Below are 20,849 nucleotides of genomic sequence, written 5' to 3'. Positions count from 1 at the left end.
GCGGCGCTGCGGGCTGACCGGCGCTGCGGGCTGACCGGCCCACTGTCCCCGATCCGCACACGAGCCGGCCCGCGACGCCCCGGGACCGGCCGGACGGTCCCACCGCCGGGCCCCGCCCCCGTACGCCGTCCGGGTCCCCCGGCGCGCGGCGAGCGGGACCGGCTCACCTGGACGGCGCCCGCCGGATGGCGAGCACCGCCCGGGGCGGCGGACGATGGCCGCACAGTGGGAGAGGCGGACGGGATGAGCGATCTGCGGGCGCTGGCGGCCGAGGCGTACGTCTACGGCTATCCGATGGTGTTCAACCTGGACGAGGCCGACCGCTTCACCCACGCCGGGCTCGGCCCGGTGCCGCCCGCGCCCTTCAACACCCTCGCCCACAGCACCCGGCTGGCCGGACCGGACGACACCTTCGCCGGTGTCAACAACGATGCCGTCCACACCGTGGCCCAGCTCGACCTGTCCGGCGGCCCGCTGCTGCTGACGGTGCCCGACACGGCCGGGCGCTACTACGTCCTGCGGTTCGTGGACGCCTGGACCAACAACTTCGCCTATGTCGGACGGCGCGCCACCGGCACCGCCGCGGGCAGCTTCCTGCTCACCGGGCCCGGATGGCGCGGCGAGGTACCCGCCGGAGTCACCCGGATCGCCTGCCCCACCGCCGTGGCCTCGCTCATCGGCCGCTGGGCGTGCGCGGGGCCCGAGGACCTCCCGGCCACCGCCGCGCTCCAGCGGGCCACCCGCCTGGAGGCGCTCGCGCCCGGCGGTGGGAGCGCCGACCCCCTCGCGGGCCTGCCGCTCTCGGATCCCGACGTCACCGACGGCACCCTCATGTTCTTCGAGAAGCTGCGGGTCCGCACGGCCGCGTTCCCGCCCGCCCCCGTCGACGCCGAGTACCAGCGGCGCTTCGCGCCCCTCGGCCTGCTGGCGTCGTCGAGCCCCTACCGGTCCTCGGAGCCCGAGCTGGCCGACGCCCTGCGCGAGGGATTCACCGAGGGCAGGGAGCGGGTCGAGTACGCCGCCGCGCACGCCGAAGGACCGGAACAGAACGGCTGGCGGCTCGCGTACCACGCCTTCGACCACAACGCGGACTTCTTCGAGACGGGGGTGCTGACCGACCCGGAGTGGACGGTCCGCGACCGCGACGCGGCCCGGCTGCTGCGCGCCGCGGCGGCCCGCGGCGGCCTGTGGGGCGGCCACGGCTACGAGGCCGCCTCCGCGATGACGTGGAACGACGCCGACGGGGAGCCGCTGGAGGGGCGCCACACCTACACACTGCGCTTCGAACAGCCGCCGCCCGTCGACGCGTTCTGGTCGCTCACCATGTACGACCTGCCCGAGTACCACCTCGTCGCCAACCCGCTCGACCGGTACGCGATCGGTGACCGCACCGGCGGACTGCGCCGCGCCGCCGACGGTTCCCTCACCCTCCATCTGCGGCCGGGCCGCCCGGAGGACGAGGAGGCCGCCGCCAACTGGCTGCCCACCCCGCCCGGACGGTTCCGCCCCGTTCTGCGGATGTACGAGCCGCGGGCCGCGCTCTTCGACGGGGGTTACGAGCTGCCGGCGATCCGCCGGGTGACCTGACCGGTGCGCGGGCCGGGGGTCCGCCGCCGTCACTATGATCGTGGGGCCGTCCGCCGCACCACGTCCGGAGCCCCCGATGACGCCGCCGCCCACCGCCCGGGTCCTGGTCACCCTCGACGAGGACCTCGCGCGGGCCGCCGCCGACCGCCAGGGCGCGCTGTGGAAACTGGCCGAGTCCGGGCGGGCCCTGGACGCCAATGTCGTACGGCTGCCACCGGGCGCGGCCGTCGGCGAACACACCGACCATGTGCTCGACGTGCTGCTCGTCGTCCTGGACGGCGACGGGGTGCTCGCCACGCCCACCGGGACCGAGCCGCTCGCCCCGCGTGCCGTGGTGTGGCTGCCGAGGACCTCGCGCCGTTCGCTGACCGCGGGGGAGCGCGGGCTGGTCTATCTGACCGCGCACCCGCGCCGCCCCGGTCTGACGGTCGCCTCCGCGCCGCCGGACGCCGTCCCTGTGCGGGCGCCCGCGGCGGAGGGCGGCGAGCCGCCCTGTGCGCTGAACCATGTCTGCCCCGCGTGCGGACGGCTCTGCGGGGAGCGCGACGCGCGGTTCTGCGCCCGCTGCGGCGAGGCGCTGCCCGGCTGACGGCGCCGGGGCGGGTCCGGCGCCGGACCGCGGCAGCACGTCACCGGCGGCGGTGTCAGGCCGAGTCGCGCCGGACCAGTTCGGTGGGGAGGATGACCGTGGAGGTGTCCTCGCCGCCGATCTGTGCGAGCAGCACCCGTACCATCTCCGCGCTGATACGGTCCCACGGCTGACGGATCGTGGTCAGCGCGGGCCTGGTGTCCAGCGCCGCGGGCGAGTCGTCGAAACCGCCCACCGCGACATCCTCGGGCACCCGGCGCCCCGCCTCCCGCAGCGCCGTGAGCACCCCCTGCGCCATCAGGTCGGAGGCGACGAACACCGCGTCGAGATCCGGTGCCCGCCGCAGCAGTTCCGCGGCGGCGGCCTCCCCGCTCGCCCGGCTGTAGTCCCCGGCGGCGATCAGCCGTTCGTCGGCCTCGATACCGGCCTCGGCGAGGATCTCCCGGTAGCCCGCCAGCCGTTCCGTGCCGCCCGGGGTGTCCAGCGGGCCGGTGACCGTGGCGATCCGCCGGCGCCCGCCGCGTACGAGATGGCGCACCATCTCGCGCGCGCCGTCCCGGTCGTCGGCCGCGACGTAGCTGACCTTGGAGCTCTGCCCGAGCGGTTTCCCGCAGGCCACCAACGGCACCCGGGCCGCCCGCAGTTGCTCGGCGACCCGGTCGCCGGAGTGGCTGGACACCAGCAGGACGCCGTCGACATGGCCCGCGGTGATGTACCGGGCGATCCGGCGCCGTTCGTCCTTCGTCCCCGCGATCATCAGCAGCAGCGGGATGTCGTGCGCGGCCAGCGCCTGGGTGCACCCCCGCAGCAACACATTGAAGTTGGGGTCCTCGAAGAACCGCTCCTGCGGCTCGGTGAGCAGGAAGGCGACCGAGTCGGAGCGGCCCGTGATGAGACTGCGGGCATGCCGGTTGACGACATAACCCGTCCTGCGGATCGCGGCGTTGACCGCCTCCTCCGCGGCCGGGCTCACGTAGTGGCCGCCGTTGAGGACCCGGGAGACGGTGCCCCGGGAGACACCGGCCTCCCGTGCCACGTCGTGGATGGTCGGCGGCTTGCGCCGGCCGTTGGTGCCCGTGCGGCTCATACCTGTCGTTCTCTCGTGATCGTGCCTGTCGCGTCAGGACTTTACGGCCCCGGACAGCAGGTCCAGGCTCCAGAACCGCTGGATGACCAGGAAGAGGGCGATCAGCGGTACCACCGCGAGCAGCGCACCCGTGATGACCAGAGTGTAGAGCGCCGGAGTGTTGGAGCCCTGCTGGAGGAGGGTGTACAGACCCAGTGTGATGGGGAACTTCCGATCGTCGCCGAGCATGATGTAGGGGAGGAGGAAGTTGTTCCAGATGGCCACGAACTGGAAGAGGAACACCGTCACCAGTCCCGGCAGCATCATCGGCAGCGCCACCGACCGGAAGATCCGCCACTCACCCCCGCCGTCCATCCGGCCGGCCTCCACCACGTCGGGGGGCACGGACGCCGACGCGTAGATCCGGGCGAGGTAGATCCCGTACGGGGAGAGGATCACCGGCAGCAGCACGGACAGGTAGCTGTCGGCCAGGTCGGCCTTCGCCATCAGCAGGTACTGCGGTACGGCGAGGATGACCGGCGGCATCAGCACGCCCGCGAGCAGCACGTTGAAGAGCGTCTCGCGGCCGCGGAAGCGGTAGACGGCCAGGGCGTAGCCGCTGAGGGCGGAGACCGCCGTCGAGAGCAGGGCGCCGGCGCCGGAGTAGAACAGGGAGTTGAGCATCCACCGCCAGTACACGCCCTCCCGGTACGCGGACAGCTCCGTGATGTTGTCCGCGAACCCCGTGCCGGGCAGGAAGGTGAAGGTGGAGAACAGCTCGCGGCCCGACTTGGTGGCGGCCACCACGATCCACGCCACGGGCAGCAGACAGTAGAGCGCGCCGGCCAGCAGGGTGATCGTCGGCACCCAGGCGATCCGGCGCCGGGCCTTCGGCCGGGGCGGCGGCGGCCCCTGCGCGGTGCCCGGCGTGGTGCCTGCCGCGGGCGCGGTACGGCGGGTGGTGAGGGTGTTCACGGGGTCTCTCCCTGGTTCGAGCGGGAGTTCGCGGCCTTCAGGAAGCCGAAGGACAGGACGAGGGTCACGACCGCGATGACCACGGAGGTGGCCGCCGCCGCGTGGATGTCACCGTTGACGAAGGCGTCCTGGTAGACCTTCATCAGCGGGGACCAGGTGGTGGAGAGCGAGTTGGTCAGGGGCTTGAGGGTGGTGGGTTCGCTGAACACCTGGAGGGTCGCGATGATGGAGAAGAAGAACGTCAGCACCAGCGCGGGCGCCACGACCGGGATCTTGATCCGCAGCGCGGTCTGGAGCTGCGAGCAGCCGTCCAGCCGGGCCGCCTCGTAGATCTCCACGGGGATCGAGCGCAGCGACGTGTAGATGACGATCATGTTGAAGCCGGTGCCGCCCCACAGCGCGATGTTGGCGAGCGCGAGGTACAGCGGCCCGCCGTCCAGGAGGTCGGGCCCGGGCAGTCCGGCCTTGTCCAGCAGGTAGTAGAAGGGGCTCACGTCCGGCAGGTAGAGGAAGCCCCACATCATCGCGGCGATCACACCGGGCACGGCGTACGGCAGGAAGATCGCGAGCCGGGAGAAGCCGCTGAGCCGGGTGCGCTCGGCGTCCAGCATCAGGGCGAGGACCAGCGCGAGGCCGAGCATCGCGGGGACCACCATCGCCCCGTACCCCAGCACGCGCAGCGCGCTGGAGAGCAGTTGGGAGTCGGTGAGCGCGTCCGCGTAGTTGGAGAGCCCGGCCCAGACCTCCTGGCGGGCGCCCCGGCCGAGGCCGAGCCCCTTGACCTCGACCTTGCGCAGGCTCAGATAGAGGGCGTACCCGATGGGCAGGGCGAAGAAGAGCGCGAAGAGCGTGACGGCCGGCAGGAGAAAGGCGTACGGCGCGCCGCGCACCCGCCGGCCCGTCCGGCCCGGGGCGCCCGCCGGGCGCGGGGTGGCGGCCATCAGCCGGTGACCCCGAAGCCCTGCTTCTTCAGGTCGGCGACGGTGGCCTCCTGCATGCTGGTGAGGGCCGCGCCGAAGTCCGACTTGTTCTTGGCCGCGGTGGCGAAGGCGTCCCGGAAGGTGGTGTACGCGACGTTCACGTTCGGGCCCCACGCGGAGGGCGCGGTGGTCTTCGCGATCTCGGCGGCCGTGGTGTAGAAGTCCGGCTGGTTCGAGAAGTACGCGGGCGCCTGGCTCAGCGCGCCGCCCGACTGCGCGGCGGTGGCGGCCGGGTAGATCCCGCCCTCCTCGACCATCGCGGCCAGGGCGGCGCTGTCGGTGTTCAGCCAGGTGGCGAACTTCGCCGCGGCCTTCTTGTGCTTGGAGTCGTTGGTGACACCGGTGGACGAGCCGCCCCAGCTCCCGGTCGCCGGCTTGGCCGCGTCCCACTGCGGCAGGGGCGCCATGGCCCACTTGTCCTTGGTGTCGGGCGCGGCGGTCGTCAGGGTGCCGGGCGCCCAGACCGCGCTGACCCAGGCGATCTGCTTGCCCGTGTTGAGCGCCTTGTTCCACGACGGGGTGTACATGGGCTGGTTGTCGATGGCGCCCTCCTTGACGAGACCGCCCCAGAAGTCCGCGACCTTCTTCGTGGCGGCGTCGTCGATCCCCACCTTCCAGGAGTCGCCCCGGGTGGTCCACCACCGGGCGCCCGCCTGCTGGGCGAGACCGGCGAACAGGCCCCCGTCGTTGCTGGAGAACGTCGTCAGGGCCTTGGACGGGTCCTTCTTCTTCAGCGCGCGGGCGGTCTCGGCGAACGCGTCCCACGTGGTGGGCACGGTGAGCCCGTACTCCTTGAAGAGGTCCGCGCGGTAGTAGAACATCATCGGCCCGGAGTCCTGCGGGATCGCGTAGACGGCGTCCGTGCCGAGGGTGGTCTGCTGCCAGACGCCCGCGGCGAACTCGTCCTTCGCGTCGCCGGCCTCGCCGGAGATGTCGGCGAGGACGTCGTTGCTGACCAGGGTCGGCAGCGCCTGGTACTCCGCCTGGACCAGGTCGGGGGCCTGCTTCGCCTTGGCCGCGGTGATGATCTTGGTGACCAGGTCGTCGCCCGACGCCTGCTTCTTCACCGTCACCTTGATGCCGGTCTTCTCGCCCTCCGTCGTATTCCAGAGTTCGGCGACCTTGTCCATGCCGGGCGCCCAGGCCCAGTAGGTGAGGTCGGCCGGCCCGTCGGCCCCCGCGTCGTCGTCGCCGGAACCCGAACCGGAGCCGCACGCCGCGAGCGCGGTGGCTCCGAGCGCGATGGCGAGGGACGTGGCCACGAGGCGTCTGCGCGTCGTGAATTGCATGGTGTTACTCCCCTGACGAACCCTGACGGAGGTCCGCCACCTGAGTACGGCGGACCGGCCCTGCTCTGTGAGCGTTCACAGTAGAGAAACTTCCCGGACACTTGTCAATGGTTGTTCCTGTGCGCTTATGTTGGATACATCGGGTCGTCGCCATGTGTGCACGTTCCCACACCCGACGCACCCGGCGGCCCCGTCCGCTCGTCAGCCGTACCGCACCACAGGAGGCAATCCATGCCGCAGACCGCACCCGAGGGCCCCCCGAAACACGCCCTGGCGTTCGGCGGGGACTACAACCCCGAGCAGTGGCCGGAGGCCGTCTGGCAGGAGGACGTACGCCTCATGCGCGAGGCCGGCGTCAACCTCGTGTCGGTCGGCATCTTCTCGTGGGCCCTGCTCGAACCGGAGCCGGGCCGCTACGACTTCGGCTGGCTGGACCGGGTCGTCGACCTGCTCCACGAGAACGGCGTACGGGTGGACCTCGGCACCCCCACCGTCGCCCCGCCCGCCTGGTTCTACCGCGACCACCCGGAGGCGCTCCCCGTCAGCCGCGAGGGCACGCGGTACGCGTTCGGCTCCCGCGGTGCGATCTGCCACAGCTCACCGGCGTACCGCGCGGCCTCCTCCGCCATCACCGAACAGCTCGCCCTGCGCTACGGCTCCCACCCCGCGGTGGTCCTCTGGCACGTCCACAACGAGTACGGCGTCCCCGTCAGCGCCTGCTACTGCGACCGGTGCGCCGTCCACTTCCGCACCTGGCTGCGCGCCGCCTACCAGGACCTCGACGCGGTCAACGAGGCCTGGGGCACCGCCTTCTGGGGCCAGCGCTACGGCTCCTTCGAGGAGATCCAGCCGCCCCGGGCCACCCCCACCGTGTGCAACCCGGCCCACCGGCTCGACTACGCGCGCTTCGCCGACGCCACCATGCGCGAGAACTTCGTACGGGAACGGGACCTGCTCCACCGGCTCGCCCCCGGCATCCCCGTCACCACCAACTTCATGACCGCCCTCAGCCAGTGCGACTCCGTCGACTACTGGGCCTGGGGACGCGAGGTCGACCTCGTCACCAACGACCACTACCTGATCACCGACGGACGCCGCACCCACGTGAACCTCGCCATGGCCGCCGACCTCACCCGGTCCGTGGCCGGCGGCGCCCCCTGGCTGCTGCTCGAACACTCCACCAGCGGCGTCAACTGGCAGCCCCGCAACCCCGCCAAGGCGCCCGGCCAGATGGCCCGCAACAGCCTCGCCCACGTGGCGCGCGGCTCGGAGGGCGCGCTGTTCTTCCAGTGGCGCCAGTCCCGGCGCGGCGCCGAGAAGTTCCACTCCTCGATGGTGCCGCACGCCGGCACCGACAGCCGCGTCTGGCGCGAGGTGGTCGGCCTCGGCGCCCACCTGGACAGCCTCGCCACCGTACGCGGCACCCGCACCGTCGCCGACGCCGCCGTCGTCTGGGACTGGCAGTCCTGGTGGGCGCAGCGCCTCGAATGGCGGCCGAGCGAGGACCACGACGCCCGCGAGCGCGCCGACTCCTTCTACGAGGCGCTCTACGACCGCCACCTCACCGTGGACTTCGCCCACCCCGAGGCCGATCTCTCCCGCTACCCGCTCGTCGTGGTGCCCGCCCTCTACCTCGCCACCGAGGCGACCGGCCGCAACCTGCGCGCCTACGTCGAGAACGGCGGCACGCTCGTCGTCTCGTACTTCTCCGGCATCGTCGACGAACACGACGCCGTCCACCCCGGCGCCCACCCCGGCGCGCTGCGCGATGTCCTCGGCCTGACCGTCGAGGAGTTCTCCCCGCTCGGCGAGGGGGAACGCGTCCGGATCACCGCCGCCGACGGATCCGAACTGACCGCCGATGTGTGGAGCGAGTTCGTCGTCCCGCGGGGCGCCGAGACGGTGTGGACCTACGCCGACGGGCTCGCCGCGGGCCACCCGGCCGTCACTCGCCACCGCCTCGGCCGCGGCACCGCCTGGTACGTCTCCACCCGGCTCGCCCCCGGCGCGCTCGACACCGTCCTCGGCGCCGCCGCCGACGACGCCGGGATCGCGCCGCGCGCCGAACTGCCGCACGACGTCGAGGTCGTCCGCCGGTCCGGGGAGAGCGGAGAGTACGTGTTCGCCATCAACCACACCGCTGCGGACGCCAAGGTGCCGCTGCCCGCCGCGGGCACCGAACTCCTCACCGGCGAACGGGCCTCGGGCGGGCTCGCGCTGCCGGCCGGAGCCGTACGGGTCGTGAAGCTCGACGGCTGAGGGCCGCCTCCCGGTGGTACGCCCGGCCGCCCCGCGCGTACCACCGATGGACACACGTACCACCGAGCAGGGCGCGTGCCGACGAGCCGCACACGCGTCGACGAGCCGCACACGTGCCACCGAGCACCACCGAGACACACCGCCTGCCCGCCCACCGGTCGAAGGGACATCGACGATGCACCTCGCACACCGCACCTGGCGCACCCGACTCGGGGCCACCGCCACCGCCGCGCTCGGCGCGCTGCTCCTGACCGCGCTCCCCGCCCAGCAGGCCCGGGCCGCCGCGACGCTCACCAACCCCGGCTTCGAGGCCGACGCCACCGGGACCGCCACCCCCACCGGCTGGTCGACCTACTCGGCCGCCGGGCAGCACGCCGCCTCCTTCACCGAGAGCGGCGGCGCCTCCGGGAACCGCCGCCTCAGCCACTGGTCGGCCTCCGCGTACAAGGTCGAGACCTACCAGTACCTGACCGGGCTGGCCGACGGCACGTACACACTCAGCGCCCGCGTCCGCTCCAGCGGCGGCCAGAACTCCGCGTACATCGCCCTGCGCAACTGCGGCAGCGCCGAACAGCGCACGGATCTGCCGCCCACCGCCGACGGCGCCTGGATCCGTGTCGTCACCTCGGTCCGGGTGACCGGCGGCAACTGCACCATCAGCCTCAACTCGGACGCGCACGCGGGGGAGTGGGCCAACTTCGACGACCTGACGTTCGCGCCGGGCGCCACCGGGCTCTCCATCAAGGGCGGCGACCTCTCCACCCTCCCGAAGAACGAGGCCTTCGGCGCCGTCTACAGCAGCGCCACCGGGCAGCGCGGCGACGCGCTCGGCCTGCTGCGCGGGGCGGGCATGAACTACGTACGGCTCAAGGTGTGGGTGAACCCGGCCGACGGCTACAACAACAAGGCACGCGTCCTCGCCCTGGCCAAGCGGGCCAAGGCCGAGGGCATGAAGGTACTGATCGACTTCCACTACTCGGACCGCTGGGCCGACCCCGGCCAGCAGAACAAGCCCGCCGCCTGGGCCTCGCACCCGTACAGCCAGCTCCGTACCGACGTCTACAACCACACCTACGACGTGCTGAACGCCCTCAAGGCGCAGGGCACCACGGCCGACATGGTCCAGATCGGCAACGAGATCAACGGTGGCATGCTCTGGCCGGAGGGCTCCACCGACAACTGGACCCAGCTCGCCGGCCTGCTGACCTCCGGCGCCCAGGCCGTGAAGGCCGTCTCGTCCACCACCCAGGTCGCGCTGCACCTCGCCAAGGGCGGCGACAACGCCGGCACCCGCTGGTGGTTCGACCAGGCGGTTGCCCGTCAGGTGCCCTTCGACGTGATCGCCCTCTCCTACTACGGGTACTGGCACGGACCGCTCTCCGGACTCCAGGCCAATCTGGACGATGTGTCCGCCCGCTACGGCAAGCCGGTGCTGGTCGCCGAGACCGCGTACGCCAGCACCCTCGCGGGCGGCGACTTCCTGGAGAACAACATCGCCACCAGCGGCCAGCTGGCACCCGGCTACCCGGCGACCCCCGCCGGCCAGGCCGCCAATCTGCGCGACGTGATGAACGTCGTCGAGGCGGTCCCGGGCGGGCGCGGCCTGGGCATCGTCTACTGGGAGCCGGCCTGGACCGCGGTGAAGGGCAGCGGCTGGGACCCGCAGGACCCGTCCTCGGGCAACGCCTGGGAGAACCAGGCGCTCTTCGGGTACGACACCAGGCTCCTGCCCGCCGCCGGCTGGTTCGCCCACCGCTGACCGTTGGACGCGCCCGGCCGCCGTCCCGGTGCCCCACACGGTGCGACTCGACCGGTATGGCCGATTACTGACGGCGGAACAGGTCCCGGCACCGGGCCGTGCGCAGAGGAGACGCCATCGGCGGATCCCGCTGCTACGCTCACGAACCCCGGTGCCGTGACCCGGCCGGCGGCCGGGCCAGGAGGAGACAAGGAGCGGCATCGTGGGCACAGTCGTCGACGACGCCACCGCCGCCGAGTTCCACGCGTTCTTCGAACGGCACTACGCGGAACTCTCCCGGCTGGCCTACCTGTTGACCGGCGAGGCCGACACGGCCGACGATCTCGCCTCGGACGCCCTGCTCGCGCTCTGGCACCGCTGGGACCGCGTCAGGGCGGCCGACCACCCCGTCGCGTACGCCCGCGGGGTGGTCACGAACCTGGCCAAGTCCCGTATCCGCAGCGCCGTACGGGAGCGCCGCCGCGTCGCGCTGTTCTGGTCGCAGCGCGGCGACCGGTTCGACGGGCCCGACGTGCCCGCCGTGCTCGACGTACGGACGGCGCTGCGCCGGCTGCCGTTCCGCAAACGCGCCTGTGTGGTGCTGCGCCACGCCCTCGACCTCTCGGAACGGGACACGGCGCTCACCCTCGGCATCTCGGTGGGTACCGTCAAGAGTCAGACGTCCCGGGGCATGGCCGAGCTGCAACGGCTGCTCGGACCGGGCACGTCGCCGCAGCGGGTGCACGCCACGGTCGCGGCGGACGGTACCGGAGGAGGCAGGGGCTGATGGTGGACGACGACCTGCCCGCGCGGTTGCGGGAGGCGGCCGGGGAGCACCGCCCCGACCGGGAGCGCATGCTCGCGCGCGTGGAGCGCGGAATGGCGGGCCCGAGGCCCGCGGGACACCTCCCGCGCCCCCGGCGGCCGGCCGGCTGGCCGCGGGTGGCCGTGGTGACGGCCGCGGCGGCAGGGGCGCTCGGCGTCGGGGCGCTGGCGCTCGTCACCACCCAGGACTCCCCGCACCAGACGGTGGTGGCCTCCCCGGACCCGGCGGGACCGCCCGCGGCCCCCGCTCCCGGGGTCTCGTCCCCGCGCGCCCCGGTGGAGCGGTCGCCGAGCCGGAGCCCGGAGGATCCCGCCACGGCCGGGAGCGGCTATCTCCGGTCGGACGGTGTCGTGGACCCGAACAGCAACGCCTACTGGGCGCAGAGCAACATCACCCTCAGGACCGAACAGCCGCTGACGGCGCTCACCGTGGAGCTGCGCATCGCCGAGACCGGCGGCATCGAGGACGCCGGTTCCTGGCGGTCGCTGCCCGAGCGGGACTTCACCGTCTCCGTCCGGGTGCGGGACGGCGCGCTGGTCTACCGGTGGACCCTGCGGGACGGCGCGACGGTCCCGGCCGGCGAACACGTCTTCGCGGGCCAGTACAACCACGCCGAGGGCGGCCGCGACGCCGAGGACGACCGCTACACGGCACGGGCGACCGCTTCCGGTGGCCCCGCCGAGGTGACGGGCGGCTTCGCCCCGGGCGGCTGACCCTTAAGCGCCGGTACGGGATTCCAGGTCGCGGCGGGTGTCGTCGCCATAGACGCCGGTCTCGTCACCGCGGATGCCGTACCAGAGCTGGAACCGGCCGACGGCCTCGGTCAGTGTCGTGTCGTACGTACCGGTGACACTGCCGCCCTCGTACACGTTCGGGATGCGCAGCAGCCGCTCCTGCAACTCGCTGACCTCCGGGCCGCTGTCGCCCTCCTGGAGTACGGGGGCGGTGGCGCCCGGGTCGGCGGGGGCGGGCGGGGGTGTGGTGGCGGGCGGGGGCGTGGTGGCCGGGGCGGGATTCCCGGGCGGCTCCGTGGCGGGGGCCGGAGCGGCGGGCGGCTCGGCGGCCTCGCTGGTGCCGCCCGTACCGCCCCAGGTGAGCAGCAGCGCGATCCCGAAACCCACCACCCCGGCGGCGGCCACCGAGACCAGGGCGGTGAACCGGGCGCTGCGGGGCCGTACCACCCCGGCCGTCCACCCGCCCGCGCCGGCCTGGGCGGGGACGGGCGGCAACTCCTCGGTGTCCTCGCTGTCCTGGGCGGAGTTCGGGGCCGCCCGACCCCCGCGGGGTCCCCGGGACGGCCCGGCAGGACCAGACTGCCCCGATGCTCCTGACGGCCCCGGCGCTCCGGCCGACTTCGCGTCGAGCGGGACATGTTCCCAGCCCTCGCCCCGGCCGTCCTCCCGGCTCTCGGGGTCGGTGTCCTCCGGCCGGAAGAGCTCCGTGAAGTCGGAGAGTGCGCGGGGCCGCCGCCGGCGCATGACATGCGTCGGCTCCAGCACCGTGCGTCGCCCGGGCCGCGTGTGATCGGATGGCTCCGTCACTCCCGCCTCCTTCACCCCTTGCCGGACTGTCCGTTCGGATCGGGACGCTACCTTGATCTCGCGAGACATGTGTGCGAATGGAGTCAAGTGGCAGGTGACAGGGGTGCCCCCACCGCGGTGGAGGCACCCCTGCGTGCATCGGGCCGGCCCGTCAGCAGTACGTTGTCAGCAGCGCGCCGTCAGCAGTACTGGGACTCCTTGCCGATGGACCGGTACATGCAGTCCGCGTTCTCCAGGAGCTGGAGCACCGCGTCGCGGTTCCTGCTCGTCTCCCGGGTGATCACCTCGTCGGGCGGGTAGAAGCCGCCGCCCGAACTCGACGACGGATACATCTCGAAGGTGTACGCGAAGATCTTCTGCGCACCCCACAGCCAGTCGTCGATCGAGCCGTCCGTGATGTACAGATCGCTGGACTGCTCCGGGGTGTAGCCGTTGCTCGCGGCCATCTTCCGTCCCACCGTGGCGAACGCGTTGCGGTCGTCCGCGGTCATCCCGGTCGTGGTGTCCGCGGTGGTGTAGCCGAAGGGCCACAGCACCAGCTCGCTGTAGGTGTGGAAGTCGATCGCCGCCTTGATCTGCTGGCCGCCGCCGACGACCCGGCTCCGTACGAAGTCCGCCACGACCTTCACCTCGGGCGCGGACTCGGCGGCGGCGCCCCGGTAGGTCTCGGACGAGGCGCTGCCGGAGGAACCGCCGCAGCAGCCCCAGCGGTAGGCCCAGTTGCGGTTGAGATCGGTACCGACCGCGCCGGCCGAGGAGTTGGGCTGACGGTTCTTGCGCCAGCTCCGGTACGAGCCGGTGGCGATGTCGTACTCCCCGCCGTCCGGATTGAGGTCCGGGATGATCCAGATCTCGCGGTTGTTCACGATGTCGGTGACGCGCGAGTCGGTGCCGTACCCGGAGGTCAGGTTCTTCAGCAGGTACAGCGCCATCTCGACGGTGAGGTGTTCGCGCGCGTGCTGGTGGTGGGTGAACAGGACTTCGGGCTCGTTCTCGTCGGTGGCGACATTGTCGCTGATCTTGATCGCGACGATGTCGCGGCCCTGGTACGAGGTGCCGATGACGCGCCGGCTCACGATGCCGGGGTTCGCCGCGATGACGGAGCTGATCTCGCTCGTCATCTCGGCGTAGTTGTGGTAATTCGAGTCGGCCGAGGGGAAGTCGAAGGGCACGGCCTCGCCCCCGGCGGAACGGTCGGGCACGGCGCCCAGCGGCGTGGGGTCGTACCCCAGCGCGCGCAGCTTCCGCAGCTCGGCGGCGCGGGCGGAGACGACCACGGTCTCGCTGTCCGACTCGTCGATGGTCACACCGGTCCTGGCGAGCGCCGTGCGCGTCGCGGAGGTGGAGTGCGTGCGGATCTCGTACTGCTGGAGGTCCTCGCCGGCGGCGGCCCGGGCCGCGGCGGCCGAGGGGGTGTCGTCGGCGCCGCTGGCCGTGGCGCTGACGCCGAGGGCGAGGGCCAGCGCGAGGGCGGTGAGGGTGACGGTCCGTCTGCGGCGGACGGCACCGCTTCCGCGGATACGCAGTCGCATGGGGTCTCCTGGAGGTGGAGGTGTGGGGGATCGGGAGCCGTGCGGCCCCCTTGTGCCGTGCTGGTGGCACGCACGGGCGCGGCCCGTGTGCGGGCCATCCTGAATGCATGACATGAACCGGTCAAGAGCGCGAATGAGGCAACCCCGGTACGGCGTCCTCCGGCGGGCGGGAGGGGGGGACCCGGCCGCGGCCCGCTCCCTCAGCCGGCCCCGCTGTCAGTGCCCCCGTCTACGCTGACGAGCGTGATCGATTCTGACGATGTTCGCCGTATCGCGCTCTCCCTGCCGGAGACGGTGGAGAAGGAAGCCTGGTCCATGCCGACCTTCCGGGTCGCGGGAAAGATGTTCATCACGGTCCCGGACGACGAGACGTCGTTCGCGGTCCGCTGCCCCCGGCACGAGCGGGTGGAGCTGATCGCCGCCGAGCCGGAGAAGTTCTGGGTGCCGCCCCACGAGGCGGGCTCCGCGTGGGTCCGGGTGCGGCTGCGCGCCCTGGACGATGTCGACGAGCTGTACGACATCCTGGTGGACTCCTGGAAGCAGGCCGCGCCGCCGCGCCTGCTGGAGTCCTTCCCCGGCCGGGGATCCGGCCCGGGAGCCCCGGAAGGTCCCCGGGCCGGCTGAACTTGCCGGGTCCCGGGCAGGTCCTCGGGCTCGCCGCCCCCCCGGGCCGGGCGGAGCGGGGCTGCGGGGCGCCCGGCCGGGGGTGTGGCGGCCGGCGGGCCGGAGTCCTGGCATGATCTGCGGCATGGCTGAACGCGTAATCGCCGCGTGTGACGGGGCGTCGAAAGGAAATCCCGGGCCCGCCGGCTGGGCCTGGGTCATCGCCGACGGCGAGGAGACCCCCGTCCGCTGGGAAGCGGGCCCGCTGGGCACGGCGACCAACAACGTCGCCGAACTCACCGCGCTGGAGCGGCTGCTGACCGCCACCGACCCCGAGGTCGCGCTGGAGGTCCGGATGGACTCCCAGTACGCGATGAAGGCCGTCACGACCTGGCTGCCCGGCTGGAAACGCAAGGGCTGGAAGACCGCCTCGGGCAAGCCGGTCGCCAACCAGGAGCTGGTCGCCCGGATCGACACCCTGCTCGGTGGCCGGTCCGTGGAGTTCCGTTACGTACCCGCCCACCAGGTCGACGGTGACCGGCTCAACGACTTCGCCGACCGCGCGGCGAGCCAGGCCGCTCTCGCCCAGCGGGCCGCGGGCAGCGAGCACGGCTCCCCGCAGCCGCCGCCCGCGCCCGACACCGTACGCCCCGGTGGGTCTCGTACGGGACCGGCGTCGAAGACCCGCGGAGAACGCGCGGCGAAATCCGGGTCGAAGCCCGGGGCGAAGTCCGGGGCGCGCAGGACCCTCAACGCCAAGTTCCCCGGCCGCTGCCGCTGCGGACGCTCCTACGCGGCGGGCGAGTCCATCGCCAAGAACCCGGACGGATGGGGCCACCCGGCCTGCGCCACCACCCCCGCGACCTGAACCACCCGGTCGCCGGCCCCGCCCCGGAGCCGTCAGCCCGGCCGGTCCGCCAGCCGCTCCGTCACCCAGTGGTGGAAGGCGCCGATGTGGTGTTCCGACGGGACGAGCACACCGCCCTCCCGGTAGACCCGGGAGCTCATCCCCGGCTGCGTGCGCTCACACGCCTCGAAGTCCTGGGCGTTGACCCGGTGGAACAGCTCCACCGACTTCGAGAGGTCCGCGCCCCGGGCCACCACCTCGGGCGCGTACAGCCAGTCGCACTCCACCACCGTACGGTCCGCGGCCAGCGGAAACATCCGGTGCAGGATCACATGGTCGGGGACCAGATTGACGAAGACGGTCGGCTTCACCGTGATCGCGTAGTACCGCCGGTCCTGCTCGTCGGCGATCGACGGAAGCCGGCCCTGCCCCGCGCTGCCGTCCACCGTGAAGCCCCGCGCCTCCGGCGCGAACTCCGCGCCGTGTCCCACGTAGTACTGGGCCGCGAAACCCTCCGCGAACTCCGGCAGGATCTCGGTGAGTTCGGGGTGGATCGTCGCACAGTGGTAGCACTCCATGAAGTTCTCGACGATGAGCTTCCAGTTGGCCCGCACGTCGTAGGTGATGCGCCGGCCGAGCGCCAGCTCCTCGGTGCGGTACCGCTCGATGGACGCGGCGTCCCCCAGCCGCTCCACCGCCGCGCCGAGCACCGTGTCCTCGAAGGACGGCGGCTCCTCGGCCAGGCACAGCCACGCGTACCCCAGCCACTCCCGCAGATGGACGGGGCGCAGCCCGTACGCGACCCGGTCGACATCCGGCATCTTCACCAGGTTGGGCGCCGCGATCAGCCTCCCGTCCAGGTCGTAGGTCCAGGCGTGGTACGGACACTGGAGGGTGCGGCGCACCTCGCCCGACCCCTCGGTGCACAGCCGGGCCCCCCGGTGCCGGCACACGTTGAGGAAGGCGCGCAGCTCACCCTTTCTGTTCCGGGTGACGAGCACCGACTCGCGCCCGATCCGTACGGTACGGAACGCGCCCGGGCCCGCGAGATCGGAGCCGCGCACCGCGCAGAACCAGAGCGACTCGAAGATCCTCTCCTGCTCCAGGGCGAAGATCGCGGGGTCGGTGTAGCAGGGGCCGGGGAGTGTGGAGATCAGGCTCGGGGCCGTGCCGCTCCGCACGGACGGAGGCGTGGTCGTCATGGCGGTTCTGCCTCTCAGCTGGCCGCGGCGGAGAGCCGGCGCGGATCGAACAGCTCGATGGGGTGACCGGTGGTGCCGGTGAGCGCGAGATCGGCGAGGATCTCGCCGACCACGGGGACGAACTTGAAGCCGTGCCCGGAGAAGCCGCAGGCCACGGTCACGGTCGCCGGATGGGCCGGATGCCGGGTGATGACGAAGTGCTCGTCGGGGGTGGTGGAGTACATGCACGTCGCGGCGTGCAGGAAGGTGCCCGGCAGGGCCGGGATGTGGCGGCGCATGTGCGCGGCCATCGCCTCGGTCTCCTCCTCGCGCACGGTCCGGTCGATGGTCTCCGGGGTGCACACCGTGCCCTTGCGGAAGAAGGCGACCTTGGCGCCGCCGCCGGGGCCGTCGATGGCGGGGAAGCCGTACACCTGTACCCCGTCGGCGTCCTCCCAGATGTAGATGGGATGGTTCTCGGGGAGGAAGGGGGTGATCCCGCCCTCCGGCCGGAACCAGTACATGACCTGCCGCTCGATGGTGAACGGCACCCCCAGATCGGCCAGCAGCTCCGGCGCCCACGCGCCGGGGCAGATCACCAACTGGCCCGCGGTGTACGTGTTCTCCGGTGTGTGCACCCGTACGCCCGCGCCGCCCGGCAGCTCCTCCCAGCGGGTCACCGGCTCCTCGAAGCGCAGCTCCGCGCCCGCCCGGGTGGCCAGTTGGACATGGGCGGCGACGGTGTTCTCCGGGCGGACCAGGCCCGCGCGCGCCTCGAACAGGGCGACCTCGTCGTCGCGCGGTGTCAGGGTCGGGAAGCGCCGCCGGATCTCCTTCGCGTCGAGCATCTCGTGCGGCAGATCCCACTGCCGCGCCGAACGCAGCGACCCCGACACGGCGAGACTCCCGGGACGGCCCACCATCACACCGCCGCACAACGTCGCCACCCGGCGCCCGGTGTCCCGCTCCAGCCGCTCGTACAGCTCGTAACTGCGCAGCAGCAGTGGCACGTACGCCGGGTCCTCGAAGTAGGACTGCCGGGTGATCCGGGAACCGCCGTGGCTGGAGCCCCGGTTGTGGACCGGACCGAACTTCTCCAGGCCCAGCACCCGGACGCCGCGCGCCGCGAGGTGGCAGGCGGCGGCCGAGCCCATACCGCCGAGTCCGAGAACGATCACGTCATACGTCGGTGCCATGGGTTCCTCCAGGGGACGAGCGGGGCGGGCCGGGGCGTCAGCGGGTCAGCGGCGGATACGGGACATGCCCGGGTCGAAGAGCGGCTCCGCCGCCACCGTCGCGGAGATCTTCTCCCCGAAGTACTCGACGGACACCGCCGTCCCCGGCACCGCGTGGGCCGCGGGCAGCCAGGCGTACGCCACGGTCCTGCCGATCGAGTAGCCGTACCCGGCGCTGGTGACGTACCCGACCACGGTTCCGTCCACCCGCACCGGCTCCTTGCCGAGCACCACCGCCGCGGGATCGTCCAGTGTCAGACAGGCCAGGGCGCGTGTGCGGCTCTCCGTCGAGCGGCCCACCAGGGCGTCCCGGCCGGCGAAGTCGCCCTTGTCCATCCGCACGGCGAAGCCGAGGCCCGCCTCGTACGGATCGTGCTCGGTGGTCATGTCCCGGCCCCAGGCGCGGTACCCCTTCTCCAGCCGCAGACTGTCGAAGGCGCTGCGCCCGGCGGCGACGACCCCCAGCTCCTGGCCCGCCTCCCACAGCGTGTCCCACAGCCGCAGCCCCGTGTCGGCGCCGGTGTACAGCTCCCAGCCCAGCTCCCCGACGTAGCTCAGCCGCATCGCGGTCACCGGTACGTCCCCGATCCAGGTACGCCGGGTCCGGAAGTAGCCGAACGCCCCGTGCGAGAAGTCGTCGCGGGTCAGCGGCTGGACCAGCGCGCGGGCGAGCGGGCCCCAGACCCCGATGCAGCAGGTGCCGGAGGTGATGTCCCTGACCTGGACGCCGTCCGGCGCGTGCCGCAGCAGCCGGTCCAGGTCCTGCCCGCTGTTGGCGCCGACCTGGAAGTGCCGCTCCCCGAGGCGGGCGACGGTCAGATCGCTGCGGATCCCGCCGGCCTCGTCCAGCAGCAGGGTGTACGTGACCGCGCCCGGCTTCTTCGCGAGCTGGTTGGTGGTCATGCGCTGGAGGAAGTCCAGGGACCCGGCGCCGGTGACCTCCAGCCGCCGCAGCGGTGTCATGTCGTACAGCGCCACCCTCTCGCGGGTGGCGCGGGCCTCGGCCGCCGCGACGGGCGACCAGTACCGGGCCGACCAGGCGTCCCGTCCGGGGAGCCGCACCGAGGCGGCGAGCGGCGCGTTCGCCTCGTACCAGTGCGGCCGTTCCCACCCGCCGCTCTCCAGGAACACCGCGCCCAACTCCCGCTGGCGGGCGTGGAAGGGCGAGACGCGCAGCGGCCGGGGCCGCTCGGCGGGCTGGAGCGGATGGACGATGTCGTACACCTCGGCGAACTGGCGCGCGCCGCGTTCGGCCACGTAACCGGGGGAGAGCTCGACCTCCTCGAAGCGGTGGAGATCGCACTCGTGGACATCGACCGAGGGCCGCCCGTCCGTCAGCCACTCGGCGACGGCCTTCGCCACCCCGGCGGAGTGAGTCACCCACACGGCCTCGGCCAGCCAGAATCCGCGCAGCTCACGGGATTCGCCGAGGACCGGCATCCCGTCGGAGGTGAAGGAGAAGACCCCGTTGAAGCCCTCCTCGACACGGCTCGCGGCGAGCGCGGGCAGCAGCCGCGCCGCCTCCGCCCAGCCGCGGGCGAAGTCGTCCTCGGTGAAGGCGAGCGAGGACGGCATGACGTCGGCGTCGTCGTACGCGGGCAGCGTGAACGGGTCGACGGGCAGCGGCCGGTGGTCGTACGAGCCGATGCCGATGCGGTCGGTGTGTTCGCGGAAGTAGAGGTCGGCGTCCTGGAAGCGCAGGATCGGCCGGCTCGTCCCGGTCCGCGGGCCGTCGGGACCGGCCGGTGCGGGCAGCGGCGCGGTCCGTACGTACTGGTGGGCGAGCGGCAGCAGGGGTACGGGCACCCCCGCCAGCTCGCCGATGACCGGCCCCCAGAAGCCCGCCGCCGAGACCACGACATCGGCGGGGAAGTTCCCCCGGTCGGTGACGACCCCGGTGACCCGGCCGTCCGCCCGGTCGATCCCGGTCACGGTGTGCCGCTCCAGGAAGCGGGCACCGCGCTCCTCGGCCCGGCGGGTCTGTGCCCGGCAGGCGAGCACGGCGCGGACCAGCCCGTCGCCGGGGGTGTGGAAGCCGCCGAGCACCTGACCGGGATCGAGTAGCGGCCACAGCTCGGCACACCGCTCGGGAGTGATCAGTTCACCGGCCACGCCCCAGGAGGCGGCGTAACCGGCCTTGCGGTGCAGATCGGCCCACCGCTCGGGTGTCGTGGCCACCTCCACCCCGCCCACCCGGTGGAAACAGGGCAGCCCGTCGACGTCGAGACCGGCGAACTTCTCGGCGGTGTACCGGGCGAACTCGGTCATGGTCTTCGAGGGGTTGGTCCGGAACACCAGGCCGGGGGCGTGCGAGGTGGAGCCGCCGGGGGCGGGGAGCGGCCCCTGCTCCAGTACGGTGACGTCGCGCCAGCCGCGGGCGGTGAGCTCGTCGGCGAGCGAGCAGCCGACGATGCCGGCCCCGATGATGACGACACGCGCTGCGGGGTCGAGCGTGCGGGACATACCCCTCCTCGGATCGGTGCGGTCAGGGGTGTGCGAGGTACGGGCTGTGCGAGGTGTGCGGTGCGGCGTGCGGACGCGAGGTGTGCGGTGCGGCGTGCGATGCGCGGTATGCGGTGCGATGCGAGGTGTGCGGTGTGC

At 72.7% G+C, this 20,849-nt stretch carries 17 protein-coding genes; 8 read left to right on the top strand and 9 right to left on the bottom strand.

Features of this window, described 5'->3' with window-relative positions:
- The first annotated feature begins 243 nt into the window (after positions 1–243).
- Together AB0P17_RS25645 and AB0P17_RS25640 are read left to right on the top strand one after the other, a co-directional pair.
- Positions 244–1,587, top strand: coding sequence for a DUF1254 domain-containing protein (locus tag AB0P17_RS25645; protein ID WP_365814265.1), 1,344 nt, complete (start codon positions 244–246; stop codon positions 1,585–1,587).
- A 76-nt stretch (positions 1,588–1,663) separates the two neighbouring features.
- Complete coding sequence (locus tag AB0P17_RS25640) at positions 1,664–2,176, top strand: hypothetical protein (protein ID WP_365814264.1); 513 nt, start codon at positions 1,664–1,666, stop codon at positions 2,174–2,176.
- A gap of 55 nt (positions 2,177–2,231) precedes the next feature.
- On the opposite strand, the gene AB0P17_RS25635 is transcribed toward AB0P17_RS25640, so the two are convergent.
- From AB0P17_RS25635 to AB0P17_RS25620, 4 genes are read right to left on the bottom strand one after another with little or no spacing between them, the layout of a single operon-like run.
- Entirely contained in the window at positions 2,232–3,263 is a 1,032-nt protein-coding gene (locus AB0P17_RS25635; RefSeq protein ID WP_365814263.1) for a LacI family DNA-binding transcriptional regulator, read from the bottom strand.
- Between the two features lie 33 nt (positions 3,264–3,296).
- Positions 3,297–4,217, bottom strand: a complete 921-nt coding sequence (locus tag AB0P17_RS25630) for a carbohydrate ABC transporter permease (RefSeq protein ID WP_365814262.1) — start codon at positions 4,215–4,217, stop codon at positions 3,297–3,299.
- Positions 4,214–5,158, bottom strand: a complete 945-nt coding sequence (locus AB0P17_RS25625; RefSeq protein ID WP_365814261.1) for a sugar ABC transporter permease — start codon at positions 5,156–5,158, stop codon at positions 4,214–4,216. Before AB0P17_RS25625 ends, AB0P17_RS25630 begins: the two co-directional genes overlap by 4 nt.
- Positions 5,158–6,486 (bottom strand): extracellular solute-binding protein, encoded by a 1,329-nt coding sequence (locus AB0P17_RS25620; protein ID WP_365814260.1) that lies wholly within the window; start codon positions 6,484–6,486, stop codon positions 5,158–5,160. Before AB0P17_RS25620 ends, AB0P17_RS25625 begins: the two co-directional genes overlap by 1 nt.
- Positions 6,487–6,717: 231 nt before the next feature.
- Between AB0P17_RS25620 and AB0P17_RS25615 the strand changes: the two genes are divergently transcribed.
- The 4 genes from AB0P17_RS25615 to AB0P17_RS25600 all read left to right on the top strand — a co-directional run bounded on the left by AB0P17_RS25615 (position 6,718) and on the right by AB0P17_RS25600 (position 12,022).
- Complete coding sequence (locus AB0P17_RS25615) at positions 6,718–8,745, top strand: beta-galactosidase (protein WP_365814259.1); 2,028 nt, start codon at positions 6,718–6,720, stop codon at positions 8,743–8,745.
- Between the two features lie 175 nt (positions 8,746–8,920).
- Positions 8,921–10,504, top strand: coding sequence for an arabinogalactan endo-1,4-beta-galactosidase (locus AB0P17_RS25610; protein WP_365814258.1), 1,584 nt, complete (start codon positions 8,921–8,923; stop codon positions 10,502–10,504).
- Positions 10,505–10,706: 202 nt separating this feature from the next.
- Positions 10,707–11,270, top strand: coding sequence for a SigE family RNA polymerase sigma factor (locus tag AB0P17_RS25605; RefSeq protein WP_365814257.1), 564 nt, complete (start codon positions 10,707–10,709; stop codon positions 11,268–11,270).
- Positions 11,270–12,022 (top strand): hypothetical protein, encoded by a 753-nt coding sequence (locus AB0P17_RS25600; RefSeq protein WP_365814256.1) that lies wholly within the window; start codon positions 11,270–11,272, stop codon positions 12,020–12,022. Before AB0P17_RS25605 ends, AB0P17_RS25600 begins: the two co-directional genes overlap by 1 nt.
- Before the next feature lie 3 nt (positions 12,023–12,025).
- Here AB0P17_RS25600 and AB0P17_RS25595 read toward each other — a convergent pair whose 3' ends face one another.
- Both AB0P17_RS25595 and AB0P17_RS25590 read right to left on the bottom strand, forming a co-directional pair.
- Positions 12,026–12,850, bottom strand: coding sequence for a peptidoglycan-binding domain-containing protein (locus AB0P17_RS25595; protein ID WP_365814255.1), 825 nt, complete (start codon positions 12,848–12,850; stop codon positions 12,026–12,028).
- A gap of 179 nt (positions 12,851–13,029) precedes the next feature.
- On the bottom strand, positions 13,030–14,382 hold the full coding sequence (locus AB0P17_RS25590; protein WP_365814254.1) for a M14 family metallopeptidase: 1,353 nt from the start codon (positions 14,380–14,382) through the stop codon (positions 13,030–13,032).
- A gap of 243 nt (positions 14,383–14,625) precedes the next feature.
- On the opposite strand from AB0P17_RS25590, the gene AB0P17_RS25585 reads away from it, so the two are divergent.
- The gene (locus AB0P17_RS25585) at positions 14,626–15,006 is read left to right on the top strand and encodes an MmcQ/YjbR family DNA-binding protein (protein WP_365814253.1); all 381 of its coding nucleotides are present in this window, start codon (positions 14,626–14,628) and stop codon (positions 15,004–15,006) included.
- Positions 15,007–15,118: 112 nt separating this feature from the next.
- On the top strand, positions 15,119–15,853 hold the full coding sequence (locus tag AB0P17_RS25580) for a ribonuclease H (protein ID WP_365814252.1): 735 nt from the start codon (positions 15,119–15,121) through the stop codon (positions 15,851–15,853).
- Between the two features lie 32 nt (positions 15,854–15,885).
- Here AB0P17_RS25580 and AB0P17_RS25575 read toward each other — a convergent pair whose 3' ends face one another.
- The 3 genes from AB0P17_RS25575 to AB0P17_RS25565 are packed head-to-tail and all read right to left on the bottom strand — an operon-like array spanning position 15,886 to position 20,711.
- A complete protein-coding gene (locus tag AB0P17_RS25575) occupies positions 15,886–17,034 on the bottom strand; it encodes an aromatic ring-hydroxylating dioxygenase subunit alpha (RefSeq protein ID WP_365814251.1) in 1,149 nt (382 codons plus the stop codon).
- Positions 17,035–17,048: 14 nt separating this feature from the next.
- Complete coding sequence (gene solA / locus AB0P17_RS25570; RefSeq protein WP_365814250.1) at positions 17,049–18,209, bottom strand: N-methyl-L-tryptophan oxidase; 1,161 nt, start codon at positions 18,207–18,209, stop codon at positions 17,049–17,051.
- Positions 18,210–18,254: 45 nt separating this feature from the next.
- Positions 18,255–20,711 carry an FAD-dependent oxidoreductase gene (locus AB0P17_RS25565; RefSeq protein ID WP_365814249.1) on the bottom strand — a complete coding sequence of 819 codons (2,457 nt, stop codon included), beginning with the start codon at positions 20,709–20,711 and terminating at the stop codon, positions 18,255–18,257.
- Between the last annotated feature and the right edge of the window lie 138 nt (positions 20,712–20,849).

The sequence above is a fragment of the Streptomyces sp. NPDC088124 genome (assembly GCF_040685895.1).
Lineage (GTDB): Bacteria > Actinomycetota > Actinomycetes > Streptomycetales > Streptomycetaceae > Streptomyces.
This window is presented reverse-complemented; position numbering and strand designations above follow the sequence as displayed.